General features: G+C 70.8%; 15 protein-coding genes. 5 read left to right on the forward strand and 10 right to left on the reverse strand.

Translation table 11 applies throughout. From position 1 onward, the window contains the following. Window position 1: 1 nt before the first annotated feature. From FGF04_RS27980 to clpS, 6 genes are all read right to left on the reverse strand, one after another. Window positions 2-280 (reverse strand): MoaD/ThiS family protein, encoded by a 279-nt coding sequence (locus tag FGF04_RS27980; RefSeq protein ID WP_149514108.1) that lies wholly within the window; start codon window positions 278-280, stop codon window positions 2-4. Between the two features lie 120 nt (window positions 281-400). Then, window positions 401-502 carry a putative leader peptide gene (locus FGF04_RS41880; RefSeq protein ID WP_328596412.1) on the reverse strand — a complete coding sequence of 34 codons (102 nt, stop codon included), beginning with the start codon at window positions 500-502 and terminating at the stop codon, window positions 401-403. Between the two features lie 98 nt (window positions 503-600). Continuing rightward, complete coding sequence (locus FGF04_RS27985) at window positions 601-1,023, reverse strand: Mov34/MPN/PAD-1 family protein (protein ID WP_149514109.1); 423 nt, start codon at window positions 1,021-1,023, stop codon at window positions 601-603. 95 nt (window positions 1,024-1,118) lie between these two features. Next, complete coding sequence (locus tag FGF04_RS27990; protein ID WP_149514110.1) at window positions 1,119-2,603, reverse strand: amino acid permease; 1,485 nt, start codon at window positions 2,601-2,603, stop codon at window positions 1,119-1,121. Between the two features lie 329 nt (window positions 2,604-2,932). Next, complete coding sequence (locus FGF04_RS27995; protein ID WP_149514111.1) at window positions 2,933-3,538, reverse strand: DUF2017 domain-containing protein; 606 nt, start codon at window positions 3,536-3,538, stop codon at window positions 2,933-2,935. Between the two features lie 153 nt (window positions 3,539-3,691). Beyond that, a complete protein-coding gene (gene clpS, locus FGF04_RS28000; protein ID WP_149514112.1) occupies window positions 3,692-4,009 on the reverse strand; it encodes an ATP-dependent Clp protease adapter ClpS in 318 nt (105 codons plus the stop codon). Between the two features lie 112 nt (window positions 4,010-4,121). Here clpS and FGF04_RS28005 point away from each other — a divergent pair, with 112 nt between their 5' ends. Then, entirely contained in the window at window positions 4,122-5,450 is a 1,329-nt protein-coding gene (locus tag FGF04_RS28005; RefSeq protein ID WP_149514113.1) for a nicotinate phosphoribosyltransferase, read from the forward strand. 191 nt (window positions 5,451-5,641) lie between these two features. Continuing rightward, on the forward strand, window positions 5,642-6,226 hold the full coding sequence (locus FGF04_RS28010) for an isochorismatase family protein (RefSeq protein WP_149514114.1): 585 nt from the start codon (window positions 5,642-5,644) through the stop codon (window positions 6,224-6,226). Window positions 6,227-6,384: 158 nt separating this feature from the next. Here FGF04_RS28010 and FGF04_RS28015 read toward each other — a convergent pair whose 3' ends face one another. Beyond that, window positions 6,385-6,711, reverse strand: coding sequence for a hypothetical protein (locus FGF04_RS28015; RefSeq protein ID WP_149514115.1), 327 nt, complete (start codon window positions 6,709-6,711; stop codon window positions 6,385-6,387). Window positions 6,712-6,835: 124 nt separating this feature from the next. Further along, window positions 6,836-9,190 carry an immune inhibitor A domain-containing protein gene (locus tag FGF04_RS28020; protein WP_149514116.1) on the reverse strand — a complete coding sequence of 785 codons (2,355 nt, stop codon included), beginning with the start codon at window positions 9,188-9,190 and terminating at the stop codon, window positions 6,836-6,838. A gap of 476 nt (window positions 9,191-9,666) precedes the next feature. Between FGF04_RS28020 and FGF04_RS28025 the strand changes: the two genes are divergently transcribed. Further along, window positions 9,667-9,939 (forward strand): hypothetical protein, encoded by a 273-nt coding sequence (locus tag FGF04_RS28025; protein ID WP_149514117.1) that lies wholly within the window; start codon window positions 9,667-9,669, stop codon window positions 9,937-9,939. A gap of 94 nt (window positions 9,940-10,033) precedes the next feature. Here FGF04_RS28025 and FGF04_RS28030 read toward each other — a convergent pair whose 3' ends face one another. Next, window positions 10,034-10,672, reverse strand: coding sequence for an RDD family protein (locus FGF04_RS28030; RefSeq protein ID WP_149514118.1), 639 nt, complete (start codon window positions 10,670-10,672; stop codon window positions 10,034-10,036). A 238-nt stretch (window positions 10,673-10,910) separates the two neighbouring features. On the opposite strand from FGF04_RS28030, the gene FGF04_RS28035 reads away from it, so the two are divergent. After that, window positions 10,911-11,390 carry an SsgA family sporulation/cell division regulator gene (locus FGF04_RS28035; protein ID WP_149514119.1) on the forward strand — a complete coding sequence of 160 codons (480 nt, stop codon included), beginning with the start codon at window positions 10,911-10,913 and terminating at the stop codon, window positions 11,388-11,390. A gap of 15 nt (window positions 11,391-11,405) precedes the next feature. On the opposite strand, the gene FGF04_RS28040 is transcribed toward FGF04_RS28035, so the two are convergent. Continuing rightward, on the reverse strand, window positions 11,406-12,869 hold the full coding sequence (locus tag FGF04_RS28040) for an FAD-binding oxidoreductase (protein WP_408055677.1): 1,464 nt from the start codon (window positions 12,867-12,869) through the stop codon (window positions 11,406-11,408). Window positions 12,870-13,026: 157 nt separating this feature from the next. Between FGF04_RS28040 and FGF04_RS28045 the strand changes: the two genes are divergently transcribed. Next, the coding region (locus FGF04_RS28045; RefSeq protein WP_408055678.1) for a tetratricopeptide repeat protein at window positions 13,027-13,607 on the forward strand (581 nt) is incomplete at its 3' end.

Here is a 13,607-nt window from a genome sequence, read left to right on the forward strand (position 1 = left end):
GTCAGACCATGCCGCCGGCCACGGCCGGCAGGATGGTGACGTTGTCGCCGTCGGTGAGCTTGGTGTTGATGCCGTCGAGGAAGCGGACGTCCTCGTCGTTCAGGTACACGTTCACGAAGCGGCGCAGTTCACCGCCGTCCACGATGCGGGCCTGGATGCCCGCGTGCCGGCTTTCGAGGTCGTTGAAGAGCTCGGCGAGGGTCTCCCCGCCGCCCTCGACCGCCTTCTGGCCGTCGGTGTAGGTGCGGAGGATGGTGGGGATGCGGACCTCGATGGCCATGGTTGCGGGCTCCTGTCGGAAGGTGAGTCAGATCTGGGTGCGCGCGGCAGCGCGGGGGGAGCGGGGGACTGCGGTCGCGGCCCCGCGCAGCCGTGTCTCACGGCCGTACGGCGGCAGGGGTCAGCGCGGACAGATGGCGCTCTGCAGCCTGCACAGGTCGACGTGCAGCCGCGCCACGAGCAGCATGCCCGGCGTCTTGTCGCTCACGTCGTGGAGAACCATGGGCTCATCGTATCGATTCCCCGTCCGGGGTCCGGAATGTGATCTCGGATGGTGGATGAATTCTGACCGAAATGTGGGATGCGGCCCACGGGGCGGGGTCAGTACGCCTCCACCACCGTGACCTCCTCCTCCGTGACCTCGCCGTCGACGATGCGGAACGAGCGGAACTGGAAGTCGCCGAGCCCGTCGGTGTCCGCCGTGGAGACGAGGACGTAGTGGGCGTTCGGCTCGCCCGCGAGGGAGACGTCCGTGCGGGAGGGGTAGGCCTCGGTCGAGGTGTGGGAGTGGTAGACGACCACCGGCTCCTCGTCGCGGTCGTCCATCTCGCGGTACAGCTTGAGCAGGTCCCCCGAGTCGAACTCGTAGAACGTGGGCGACATGGCCGCGTTCAGCATGGGGACGAAGCGCTCGGGGCGGCCGGTGCCCGCCGGGCCCGCGATCACGCCGCACGCCTCGTCGGGGTGGTCCCGGCGCGCGTGCTCGACGATCTGGTCGACGAGGGTCTGGGTGAGGGTCAGCATGGGGCCAGGATAGGCGGGCGACAGCCCCGTACCGAAGGGTGGTACGGGGCTGTCCGCATGGTGGGCGACCGGGCTTCCGCGCCCGGCGGGTCCCGTCAGCCGGTCTTCTCGAACTCCGGCTCGCGGCGCTCGGTGACCTCCGGGTTGCGCGCCTTCAGCACGGCCCAGCCGATGCTCAGGACGGCCGCCCAGCCCGCCATCACGTACAGGCAGACGCGGGACTCGGAGTCGTAGGCGATGAGGCAGGTCACGAAGAGCAGGAAGACGACGGCGACCCAGCTGAACTTCGCGCCCCCGGGCGCCGGGAAGGACGAGGCGGGCAGCCGGCCGGCGTCGACGGCCCGGCGGTACAGGATGTGGCTGACGAGGATCATGAGCCAGGTCCAGATGCCGGCCGCGGTGGCCACCGAGACGACGTAGCCGAAGGCCTTCTCCGGGACGACGTAGTTCAGGACCACGCCGACGCCCATGAAGAGCACGGAGACGGCGATGCCGAAGGCGGGCGTCCTGGTGGAGGACAGCTTGCCGAAGACCTTCGGGGCCTCGCCGTTGTCCGCCAGGGTGCGCAGCATGCGGCCGGTGGAGTACATGCCGGAGTTGCAGGAGGACAGGGCGGCCGTGAGGACGACGAAGTTGACGATGCCGGCGCCGGCCGGGATGCCGATCTTGGCGAAGGCGGCGACGAAGGGGCTCACGCCCGGCGCGAACTCCGTCCACTTCACGACGCAGAGGATGACCGTGAGCGCGCCGACGTAGAAGAGCGCGATGCGCCAGGGCAGGGTGTTGATCGCCTTGGGGAGGGTCTTCTCCGGGTTCTCGGACTCGCCCGCGGTGACGCCGACGAGCTCGACGGCCAGGTAGGCGAACATCACGCCCTGCAGGGTCATCAGCGACGAGCCGATGCCCTTGGGGAAGAAGCCGTCGAAGGCCCAGAGGTTGGAGACGGCGGCGGTGTCGCCGGCGGCGCTGAAGCCGAAGGTCAGGACGCCGAGGCCGATCACGATCATGCCGATGATGGCGGTGACCTTGACCATCGAGAACCAGAACTCGATCTCCCCGAAGAGCTTCACCGAGATCAGGTTGGCGACGAACAGCACGACCAGGAAGACCAGGGCCGTCGTCCACTGCGGGATCGCCGGGAACCAGTAGTTGATGTAGATGGCGGCGGCGGTCAGCTCCGCCATGCCGGTGACCACCCACAGCAGCCAGTACGTCCAGCCGGTCAGATAGCCGAAGAACGGGCCGAGGAACTCGCGGGAGTACTCCGCGAAGGAGCCCGAGACCGGGCGGTAGAGCAGCAGCTCGCCGAGGGCGCGCATGATGAAGAAGATGATCACGCCCGCGAGGGCGTACATGAGGATGAGGCTGGGGCCCGCCTTGGCGATGTTCGCCCCGGCGCCCAGGAAGAGGCCGACGCCGATGGCGCCACCGATCGCGATCATCTGGACCTGGCGGCTGCCGAGTCCGCGTTCGTAGCCCTCGCCGGGGGTGTCCCCGGAGGCGTCCCCGTGCGGGGTGCCGCCGGCGGCGCCGTTGCCGCCGCGTTCGTCGTCGTGCTTGCCGACCTGCACCGAGGTCATGTCTCGTGCGCCTTTCTCCATGCCGGACCGGGCCGTCGTCGGCCCCGTCCGTTTCCGATCCCCCCGGACCACTGGAGTCGAGCGGGCTCCCCGAGCCCCCTCCTGCCTGGCCGGCGGTCGCCGGCTCGGTGGCGCACCCGGCAGGACGTGGGTGGTGTCCCCCCGGGCGGTCGTGAAGATTTATCACGGCCGCAACATTGATCGTCCGTCCTGGTTGTAGCGCATGCCACAGGCAGAAGCGGACATAGGACACCCGGGCCCACATTGCAGGCCCGGGCGGTGATGTGATCGTTATCCGGATTTGAGCGTCCGCTGAGCGAACGTCCGGGTCAGGGCATCAAGGTCTCGACCAGCGTCTCCTGCAGTCCGCCGAGCCACAGGTAGGCCATCACCATCGGTTTGCGCGGGTCGTCGTCCGGCAGCCGGTAGAGCAGGTCGGTGTCCTCCTCGTCGACGACGTCCAGCCGCGAGCCGATGGCGAGGCGCAGGTCGTTGAGGGAGCCGAGCCACTGCTTCGACTCCTCGGGGGCCAGCTTCAGGACCGCGCCACCCTTCCCGTCGGCCGCGAGGGAGTCCAGGGAGCGGATCACCACGAGGGCGTTCTCCCGCTTGCCGGCGCGCAGGTCGTTCTCGGTGAAGCGGCGGAACTCCGAGGAGTACGCGCGCTGCTGCTCGGCCTGCTCGGGCGAGGTGGCCTCGACGCCGGGGCCGCTGTACGCGTCCGGGAAGAGGCGCTTGAGCACGGGGTCGGTGGGCGGCTCGCTGGGCCCCTCTGCGAACAGCTCGGCGAGCGGGTCGTCGGACGCCTCCCCGCCCGGGCCCGGCCCGATCAGCTCCAGGAGCTGGACGGCGAGGGAGCGGATGATGGAGATCTCGACCTCGTCGAGCGCGACGGCCGCGCCGCCGCCGGGGAGCGGTTCGAAGTGTCCTGGCATCAGGTTGCGTCGCTACTTCCAGTACTGCGCGGATGTCGGGAGGGTGCCGGCCGCACCACGGCCGGCCGGGCCGGGACCTGCTGACCGGGACCTGCCGGCCCGGAATCTGCCGGCCCGGAATCTGCCGGTCCGGGACCTGCGGAGCCGGCCGGGTCAGTTCCGGTCGTGCTGGAGGGTCGCCCAGAGACCGTAGCCGTGCATGGCCTGCACATCGCGCTCCATCTCCTCACGGGTGCCGCTGGAGACCACGGCCCGGCCCTTGTGGTGGACGTCCATCATCAGCTTGGTGGCCTTGTCCTTCGAGTACCCGAAGTACGTCTGGAAGACGTAGGCCACATAGCTCATCAGGTTGACCGGGTCGTTGTGGACGATGGTCACCCAGGGGACGTCGGGCTCGGGTACGGCGAAGACCTCCTCCGCCGACTCGGTCTTCTCGGTCTCTAGGGGTGCGGGAGCCGTCACACGGCCCATGCTGCCACCACAGGCGGGTGCCCGGCCAAACGAGCCCCGCAAAATACGGGCTCCGCACGATCCGGACCGTAGAAATCGTCAGAGTGACGAGATAGGGGGTAGCATCTCTGCCATGAACACTGCGGACCTAGGGCTGCCGGTGGACGTCCCGTCGACCGCGCTCTTCACGGACCACTACGAGCTGACCATGCTGCAGGCCGCGCTGCGGGGCGGCAGCGCCGACCGGCGCTCGGTCTTCGAGGCCTTCACCCGCCGCCTGCCGGAGGGCCGCCGCTACGGCGTCGTCGCCGGCACCGGCCGGGTGCTGGACGCGATCGAGAACTTCCGCTTCGACGCGGGCGTCCTCGGCTTCCTGCGCGAACGCGGCGTCGTGGACGAGCCGACCCTGGAGTGGCTGGCCTCCTACCGCTTCGGCGGTGACGTCTGGGGCTACCCGGAGGGCGAGGTGTACTTCCCCGGCTCGCCGATCCTGCGCGTCGAGGGCTCTTTCGCGGAGTGCGTGCTCCTGGAGACCGTCATCCTCTCCATCCTCAACCACGACTCGGCCATCGCGGCCGCCGCCTCCCGGATGGCCTCGGCCGCCGGCGGGCGCCCGCTGATCGAGATGGGCGCGCGGCGCACCCACGAGCTGGCCGCGGTGGCCGCGGCCCGGGCCGCCTACGTCGGCGGCTTCACGACCACCTCGGACCTGGCCGCGGGCTTCCGCTACGGCATCCCGACGGTCGGCACCTCCGCCCACGCCTTCACCCTCGTGCACGACACCGAGCGGGACGCCTTCCGGGCCCAGGTGGACTCGCTGGGCCGGGGCACCACGCTGCTGGTGGACACCTACGACGTCGCCGAGGCCGTCCGGCTGGCCGTCGAGGTGGCCGGGCCGGAGCTGGGCGCCGTCCGCATCGACTCCGGCGACCTGCTGCTCGTCGCGCACCGGGTGCGCCAGCAGCTGGACGAGCTGGGCGCCACGAAGACCCGGATCATCGTCACCTCGGACCTGGACGAGTACGCGATCGCCTCGCTGGCCGCCGCGCCGGTGGACGCGTACGGCGTGGGCACCCAGCTGGTGACCGGCTCCGGCCACCCGACCGCCTCGATGGTCTACAAGCTCGTCGCGCGCGCCGAGTCGGCGGACCCGAAGGCTCCGCTGGTGCCGGTGGCCAAGAAGTCCTCGGGCGGCAAGACGTCGATCGGCGGCCGCAAGTGGGCCGCGCGGCGGCTCGACGCGTCCGGCACCGCCGAGGCCGAGGTCATCGGCACGGAGGCCGTCCCGGCCGGGCTCGGCGACAGCCTGCTCCAGGTCCAGCTGGTCAAGGGCGGCCAGGTCCTCGCCCGCGAGCCGCTGGACGTCGTACGCGAACGGCACGCGCGGGCCCGTGCGGGGCTGCCCCTGTCCGCGACGCAGCTGTCGCGCGGGGAAGCCGTCATTCCGACCGAGTACGTCTGAACCGATTGCCTCTGATCCGAGTACGTCTGAACCGGGCGGGTCCCCGCCCCCGTGTACCCGTACGGGAGTGAACGGGTGGCGGGCCGGGAAGGGGCACGGCAACGACCGCACGCGTCAAGGGGCCCCGCGCCCGTCACGGGGCGCGGGGCCCCTTGACCCATGCCCGTCCGCCGACCCGAAGGACACCGACCATGCGCCGCGCCCTGATCGTCGTAGACGTCCAGAACGACTTCTGCGAGGGAGGCAGCCTCGCCGTGGCCGGCGGGGCGGACGTCGCCGCCGCGATCACGGAGCTGATCGGGCAGGCCCCGGCCGGCTACCGCCACGTGGTGGCGACCCGCGACCACCACATCGCACCGGGCGGCCACTTCGCCGACAACCCCGACTACGTCCACTCCTGGCCGGCGCACTGCGTGGCCGGCACCGAGGGCGTGGGCTTCCACCCGAACTTCGCCCCGGCGGTCGCCTCCGGCGCGATCGACGCCGTCTTCGACAAGGGCGCGTACTCGGCGGCGTACAGCGGCTTCGAGGGCGCCGACGAGAACGGCCTCACGCTGGCGCAGTGGCTGCGCGAGCGTGAGATCACCGAGGTCGACGTCGTGGGCATCGCCACCGACCACTGCGTGCGCGCCACCGCGCTGGACGCGGCCCGGGAGGGGTTCCGCACCCAGGTCCTGCTGGACCTGACGGCGGGCGTCGCCCCGGACACCACGGCCCGGGCCCTGGAGGACCTGCGGGAAGCGGGCGTAGAACTCACCGGCAAGCCGGTGGTGTGAAAGGCGCCCCGCAGGGGCTGCCTTTCAGGGGCGCGGGGAACTGCGCGACCAGCCACGACGCGCCCGCAGCCACACGACGACCGGGGGCGGCAGGGCGTACGTACCGGCTGCGACCCGGTGGGGGCTGGCCGCGCAGTTCCCCGCGCCCCTTACGGGGCTTACAAAGGCGCGGCCGGCCGCATCAGCGCGCGGATCGGGTGCCAGAGTTCGGACGCGAGCGCGTCCACCCCCGGCGCCGTGCGCCATATGAGCCCGTCGGGATGGTGCAGCACCGCGGTGATCTCGTCCGGCGTCGGAGGCGCCCCGTTGCCGCGCAGGTACACCGCCCGCAGCCCCAGGTTCCGCAGCCGCGTCAGCGCGCGGGCGCGGTTCTGCGCGTGCACCAGGACCCGTACCGAACCGCTGCCCTCGGCGAGCGGTCGGGGCAGGTTCAGTGCCACCACGACGGTGCCGTTCGGCAACCTGCTGAAACCTCCTGCGGCCATGCGGTCAAACCCCCGTGCGATCCGGTGTCAATAAGAGAGTCACAGGACGCACCTAAACACGATCGGCCGCAACCCGCCAGGGGGTCGCGGCCGATCATGGTCTGACCTGGGAAAACGTCTCCCTTTACTTCGCGGCGGAGACCTTCACCGTGATCTTCGAGCCGTCGCGGGCCTCGTTGACGACAGCGATCTTGGTGTTGGTGTCAGTGACCTTGACGCCCCCGGTCGGGTTGGTCGTGTCGTAGTACGTGTTCGTCCGGTCGTTGAAGACCCGGTTCCCCGGCTGCGACTTGATCTTGGTCGCGACGTCCGCCTTGTGCAGCGTGAGGCCGTCCGTGGGGTACCGGCCGAACGGCGAGTCGTAGGACTGGATGCGGTTGCGCATCACCGTGCCGTCGGCCCACTTCAGGGCCTTCGGGTGGGCGTCCACCGGCAGCAGCAGACCGGTGCCCGGGTGCTGGCTGACGTTGTTGTCGCGCTGGGAGGTGTCCCACTTCCAGATGAGCAGGCCGTTCTGGTAGGGGAAGTGCTCCACCCAGGACGGGCGCGTGGACGCGAAGCCGAAGTTGTACGGGCCGACCTTCAGGGTCTTGTCGTACGACACGTACTGCCGGTTCTCGGCGAGGTAGTACTGCGCGTAGTCCTTGGTGAAGGACGCGCCGATACGGGAGAAGCCGGTCGCCTTCCACGCCGCGTCCGCGGTCTCGGCGTTGTCCGAGAAGAGCGTGGCGCCGTCGGCGGTGACGGTGATCCGGTCCGCCGCGAAGCCCTTCTGCGCCACGCCGCCGTCGCTGGAGTAGCGGAAGCGCAGGTCGATCTTCTTGCCCGCGTAGGCGTCGAGCGGGTACGCCAGCTTCTTGTACGCGTCCACCGTGCCGGTCAGCGCCGGGCTGCCGCTGGCGTCGCGCGGGATCGGCGCGCCGTCGACCGTTCCGTCCACGGCGGTCCAGTTGGCGCCGCCGTCGGTGGAGACCTCGGTGTAGAGGTAGTCGAAGTCCGTCTCGATGTCGTAGTACCCGTCGAGGGTCAGCGTGGCCGCGGACTTCCCGGTGAGGTCCACCGGGCGGGTCAGCGTGTTCTTGAGGTTGTTGCCGCTGCCGCTCCACCACTGGGTGGCGCCCTCGGCCGGGGCGACGACCTCGGTGGTGACCGCCTTCTTCGGCAGCTCGACCACGAGGGCCTGGGCCTTCTTGGTGTTGTACTCGGCCACGCCCAGCGTGTGGGTGGAGCTCTTCGCGGCCTTGGCCGTGTCGTACTTCAGCCAGCCGAGCTGCAGCTTGTCCCAGGCGGTCATGTCGCCGGGCAGGTCGCCGATGGCGTTCTTGCCGGTGCCGAGCCAGGAGCCGGAGGACATCAGCGTCCAGAACGCGGTGGAGTTCTCCGCCGTGTTGGTCGTGTCGTAGTGGTCCGGCAGGCCCAGGTCGTGGCCGTACTCGTGGGCGAAGACGCCGAGTCCGCCGTTCTCCGGCTGGATCGTGTAGTCGCCGACCCAGATGCCGGAGTCGCCGATCTGCGCGCCGCCCATCTTGTTTCCCGTGGGACCGGTGGCGCCGGCGTCGGTGCCGAAGGCGTACCAGCGGTGGGCCCAGATGGCGTCCTCGCCCTGGGCGCCGCCGCCCGCGGACTCGTCCTCGCCGGCGTGCACGATCTGGAAGTGGTCGATGTAGCCGTCGGGCTCGTTGAAGTCGCCGTCGCCGTCGAAGTCGTTGCGGTCCCACTTGTCGTAGCCGGACAGCTGGGACTTGATGTCGGCGTCGGACTTGCCGGCCGCCTTCTGGGCCTCGACCCAGGCGGTGACGCCGTCGGCGACGGCGTTCCACGCGCAGGTGTCGGGGTCGCACTTGTTGGAGCCGTAGCGGGCCTCGTTGTAGGGCACCTTCACCCAGTCGGAGACCGTGCCGTCGATGGAGTAGCGGCCCGAGGACTGCTTCTCGTAGTACTTCTTCATCGACTCGACGCCGTTGTCGGTGCCGAAGTACAGGTCCTCGTAGTGCTTCTTGTTGTAGTCGGCCTTCCAGTCCGTGCTGTTGTCCTCGGCACGGTCCGGCTGGGCTATCTGGTTGTGCAGCGGGCCGGGGGTGCCGCCGTAGCGGCTGTCGACCTTGTCGCCGAACTCCACCAGGATGGTGAAGATCTCGTCGGTCTTCTCGCGGCCGAGCTCGACGTACTTGCCGTTCTGGAGCTTGACGACCTGCGAACCGCCGCGGTCGGCGACCTTCGCGTCGCCGGAGATGACCTTCTTGAGGGCCTCTTCGCGCTGGGCTTCCTGACGGTCGGTCAGGGGGCCCTTGAGGTCGTGCGCGCGCTGGTGTCCGCCGCCGTCGCCGGCGGGGGCCGGGTCCTGGCGGTTCTCGGCCGCGGCCGGCCGGTCGCCGGCGTCGGCGGCCTGCGCCACCGCGAAGGCCGAGAACGTGGCGGCGGTCGCCGCCATCGCCACGCCCACCGCGGCCGCTCTGAACGTCCATGGTCTGCTGGTCACTTGAGGCAGTCCTCCCTCGCGCCCGGGCGCGCGGATGGAGGGTGTCCAGGTCGTGGAGTCCGCGCGCGCTCTATGCGCGTCACAAGTGACGACATTCGATCGGAGTTGAAGGAGAAAAGACAGACCTTGACTTGCACAAGTCAAGTGGGTTATGAGCCGACGATCATACGTCACCCACCGTCACCGGTCCGTTCACCGCCCTCCCGAGCACCGCTCAACAGGCGCGTCAACACGTCCAGTTGACGGACGTCATGATTCCGTGCGCCCCCCGTGCACCGGTACCGTGGGTTAGGTCACGCTTACTGCTCGTTCCCCTCGGGCACACACGCCAATAGGGTCGGTTGGCATCTCGCCGGACATCCGGTGATGTGCTGAGCGACACCGTTGTCGAAGCCCCTTTTTCGATCCTCCATCCGCCACCTCCCCCACCGCGAGAGGCACCCGGGGGGAGCTCCCCACCCCGAGGACGGATTGCCATGCCTCGTCCGACCGCCGCACAGCTCGCCTACGGTTCCTGCACCGTGCTCTTCTCCACGCTCGCCATGCTGCTGCTGTCGCAGACGAGTTCGGGCCTCGGAGTCGTGGTCATCGCGCTCTCCGCCCTCGTGCTCGGGCTCCTCGTGGCCATAACGGTGCCCACCCCGAAGTCCGCCGCCCGCCCTTCGTCCGCCGCGACGGAACAGCCCGTTCCGCAGCGGCGTGAGACCGTCGCCGCCAGCGGCGCGTCCGAACCAGCGCGTCGCGCCTGATCCGACCCGACATCCGTGACCGCGACCGGCGGGCCCGTACCCCCACGGGCCCGCCGGTCGCGTGCCGCGGTCCGGACGCCCGCCGCCGGGCGGCTCAACGGGTGCTGACCACGACCGTCTTGGCCGCCTTGTCGTGCAGCCCCTGCTTGTACGGCTTGTCGAAGAAGCTCCAGCCGCCCGCGACGGCGGTCCAGATGCAGGCGCAGCAGAAGGCGAACGGCACCCACAGCACCAGGGCGCGCACCAGATTGGTCCGCACGGAGGGCGTGGCGCCGTCGTCGAGGTTCGCCACCCGCAGGTGCAGCCACTTCTTGCCGAGGGTCTGGCCCGACCTGCTGGTCATGAAGACGTCGTAGCCGACGTAGAGCAGCAGTGCGATCAGGGACTGACCGAAGGACTTGCCGTACTGGATGCTGTCCGTGTCGTACTCGCTGACCCCGAAGCCCCACGTCAGCAGCCACACGACGATGACGACGAGGACCATGTCGATGATCCGCGCGAGCACGCGCCTGCCGCTGTCGGCGAGCGGCGGCATCCCGGCGAGCGGATCGGWGGCGTACGGACCGCCGCCGTAGGGATCACCCCCGTAAGGGGGCGGCGGGGTGGCGCCGTAAGGGGAATGGACGGGTCCGGGTAGTACCCCTCGCGGGGCCTGTCGTCGCCGGGGGCCGGGGTTGGGGCGCTCATGTCCGTCGTCCCGTATCTGCTCGGGGGTCGTGTTGAGCGTCCACATCTATCAGACCGGCGCACGCGCCACTGCCGCTCCGGGTGTACCTACCCCCTTCGAGCGGGGTTCCCACACGTTTTCCCGCCTCCACGGGGTATAGGGGAATGCGGCCGGTGGGGTTCTCCCGGATCCGTGGAGTTCTCCGGGGAAAGTTCCGCGAACCGGCGTAATGCTCCGGGTCCCGCGCCCTCTCCCCCGTGCGGGCCCGCCCACCGGGCCCCGGAGACGAGAGGAACCGGACGACATGAACGACGACACCGTGGTGGAGCGCGAGCTGGAGCTCCGGCTGGTCCTGTCCCCCGAACGCAGCGTTCCGGTCGCCGCGCTGCTGAGCTACCGCGCCGTCGACCCGTACGCCGTGCACGTCACCTTCCACACCGGCACCGACCATCCCGTGCACTGGACGTTCGCACGCGAGCTGCTCGTCGAGGGGGTCTTCCGGCCCTGCGGGTACGGGGACGTACGGGTGTGGCCGACGAAGACCGACGGGCGCGGTGTCGTCCTGATGGCGCTCAGCTCACCCTCCGGGGACGCCCTCCTGGAGGCGCCCGCGGCGCAGGTGTCGGCCTGGCTGGAGCGCACCCTGGTCGCGGTCCCGCCCGGCACCGAGGCCGACCGGCTCGGTGTCGACGACGGCCTCGCCGAGCTGCTCGCGCCGCTGCCGGCCGACGACCTGTGGCTGTGCGACCCGTGGCCCTCGGACGAGTCCGCGGACGGGGAGTGAGCGGGACGGCGTGGCTCAGAAGAGCTTGCCGGGGTTGAGGATGCCCAGCGGGTCGAAGGTCGCCTTCAGCGCCCGCTGCACCTCGATGCCGACCGGGCCGATCTCGCGTGCCAGCCACTCCTTCTTCAGGACGCCCACGCCGTGCTCGCCGGTGATCGTGCCGCCGAGCTCCAGGCCGAGGGCCATGATCTCGTCGAAGGACTCCCGGGCCCGCCGGGACTCGTCCGGGTCGCCCGCGTCGAAGCAGACCGTCGGGTGGGTGTTGCCGTCGCCCGCGTGCGCGACGACCCCGATCGTCAGCCGGTACTTGCCGGCGATCCGGTCGACCCCTTCGAGCATCTCCGCGAGCCGGGAGCGCGGTACGCACACGTCGTCGATCATCGTCGTGCCCTTGACCGCCTCCAGGCCGGTGAGGGACAGCCGGCGGGCCTGCAGGAGCAGTTCCGACTCGGCCGCGTCCTCCGCCGGTACGACCTGGGTGGCGCCGGCCGCCTCGCACAGCGCGCCGACCGCGGCGAGGTCGGCGGCCGGGTCGGGGGTGTCGAAGGCCGCGAGGAGCAGGGCCTCGGTGCTCTCCGGCAGGCCCATGTGCGCCATGTCGTTGACGGCCTTGACCGTCGTGCGGTCCATCAGTTCGAGGAGGGACGGCACGTGGCCGCCCTCCATGATCCGGCAGACCGCGTCGCAGGCCGCCGCCCCCGACGGGAACTCGGCCGCGAGCACCAGCTGCTGCGGAGGCTGCGGCTTCAGGGCCAGGGTCGCGCCGACGACGATGCCGAGCGAGCCCTCCGAGCCGACGAACAGCCGCGTCAGGTCGTACCCGGCGACGCCCTTGGCGGTGCGGCGGCCGGTGGACAGCAGGCGCCCGTCGGCGAGGACGACGTCCAGGCCGAGGACGTACTCGGCCGTCACCCCGTACTTCACGCAGCACAGGCCGCCCGAGGCCGTGCCGATGTTGCCGCCGATCGTGCACATCTCCCAGCTGGAGGGGTCCGGCGGGTAGTAGAGGCCGTGTTCGTTGACGGCGCGCGAGAGCGCGGCGTTGACGACGCCCGGTTCCACCACGGCGATCCGGTCGACGGCGCTGATCTCCAGGATGCGGTCCATCTTGACCAGGGACAGCACGATGCAGCCGTCGGAGGCGTTGGCGGCCCCCGACAGGCCCGTGCGGGCGCCCTGCGGGACGACCGGGACACGCAGTTCGGTCGCGACCCGCATGACGTGCTGGACCTGCTCGACGGTGCGCGGCAGCACGACGGCGGCGGGGGAGCCGGCCTCGCAGAAGCTGGCCATGTCGTGGGCGTACGAGCTGGTGACGTCCGGGTCGGTGAGGACCGCCTCGGCCGGCAGGCCCGCGAGGAGACGCTCGGTGAGGTTTTCGGTGGGGTGCTCGGGGAGGTTTTCGGTGAGACGTCCGGGGAGGCTGCCCGCCGCCACGGCGTCTTCATCGGGTCGGGCTTCGATACGGCTCATGATCACAGCGTCGCACTCGGGGCCATCGGTGTGAACCCCGCCCGCACGGGGCTTTCCGGGCCGGGGTGGTGGACGGATGTGCTCTTCGTACTGGCGCAGAGTGAGCCGCATGGAGAGTGGTGGTGCGGGCGGTACAGGGTCTTCGGGCGGGCGTGATGTTCTTGTGCGGCGCGCCGTCGTCGGGGCCGTCGTGGGCTGCTTCCTGGTGGGGAGCGTGCTCGTGGTGATGCCCGACGGGGACCGCCGGCCGCGGGCCGCCGCCGGGCCCGTGGCGCGGGCCGCCACCGCCGTCGGGGCCGGGGCGCCCGCTTCGCTGCCCGACCTCGTCGCGCTCATCCGTGACCGCGAGGCGCACCTGCGGGCCCATCCGGGTGATGCGCGGTCGTGGGCCGAGCTCGGCGCGGCGTACGTGGAGCGGGGCGGGCGGACCGCCGAGCCGCGGTACTTCCCGAAGGCCGAGGCGGCGCTGCGCACCTCGCTCGAAAAGCGGCCCGGGAAGAACACCGAGGCGCTGCGCGGGATGGCCGCGCTCGCCGGCGCGCGGCACGACTTCCGGGCCGCGCGGCGGTGGGGCGAGGCCGCGGCGGCCGCCTCGCCCCGGCGGTGGACGGTCTATCCGGTGCTGATCGACGCGTACCGGGGGCTCGGTGACTACAAGGCCGCGCGCAAGGCGCTGGACACGTTCGCCGCGCTGCCCCCGGCGGGTCCGGCGGCGCGGGCGGGGGTGCTGGCGGCTTCGGGGCT

Source organism: Streptomyces apricus (genome assembly GCF_008369065.1).
GTDB classification, from domain to species: Bacteria; Actinomycetota; Actinomycetes; order Streptomycetales; family Streptomycetaceae; genus Streptomyces; species Streptomyces apricus.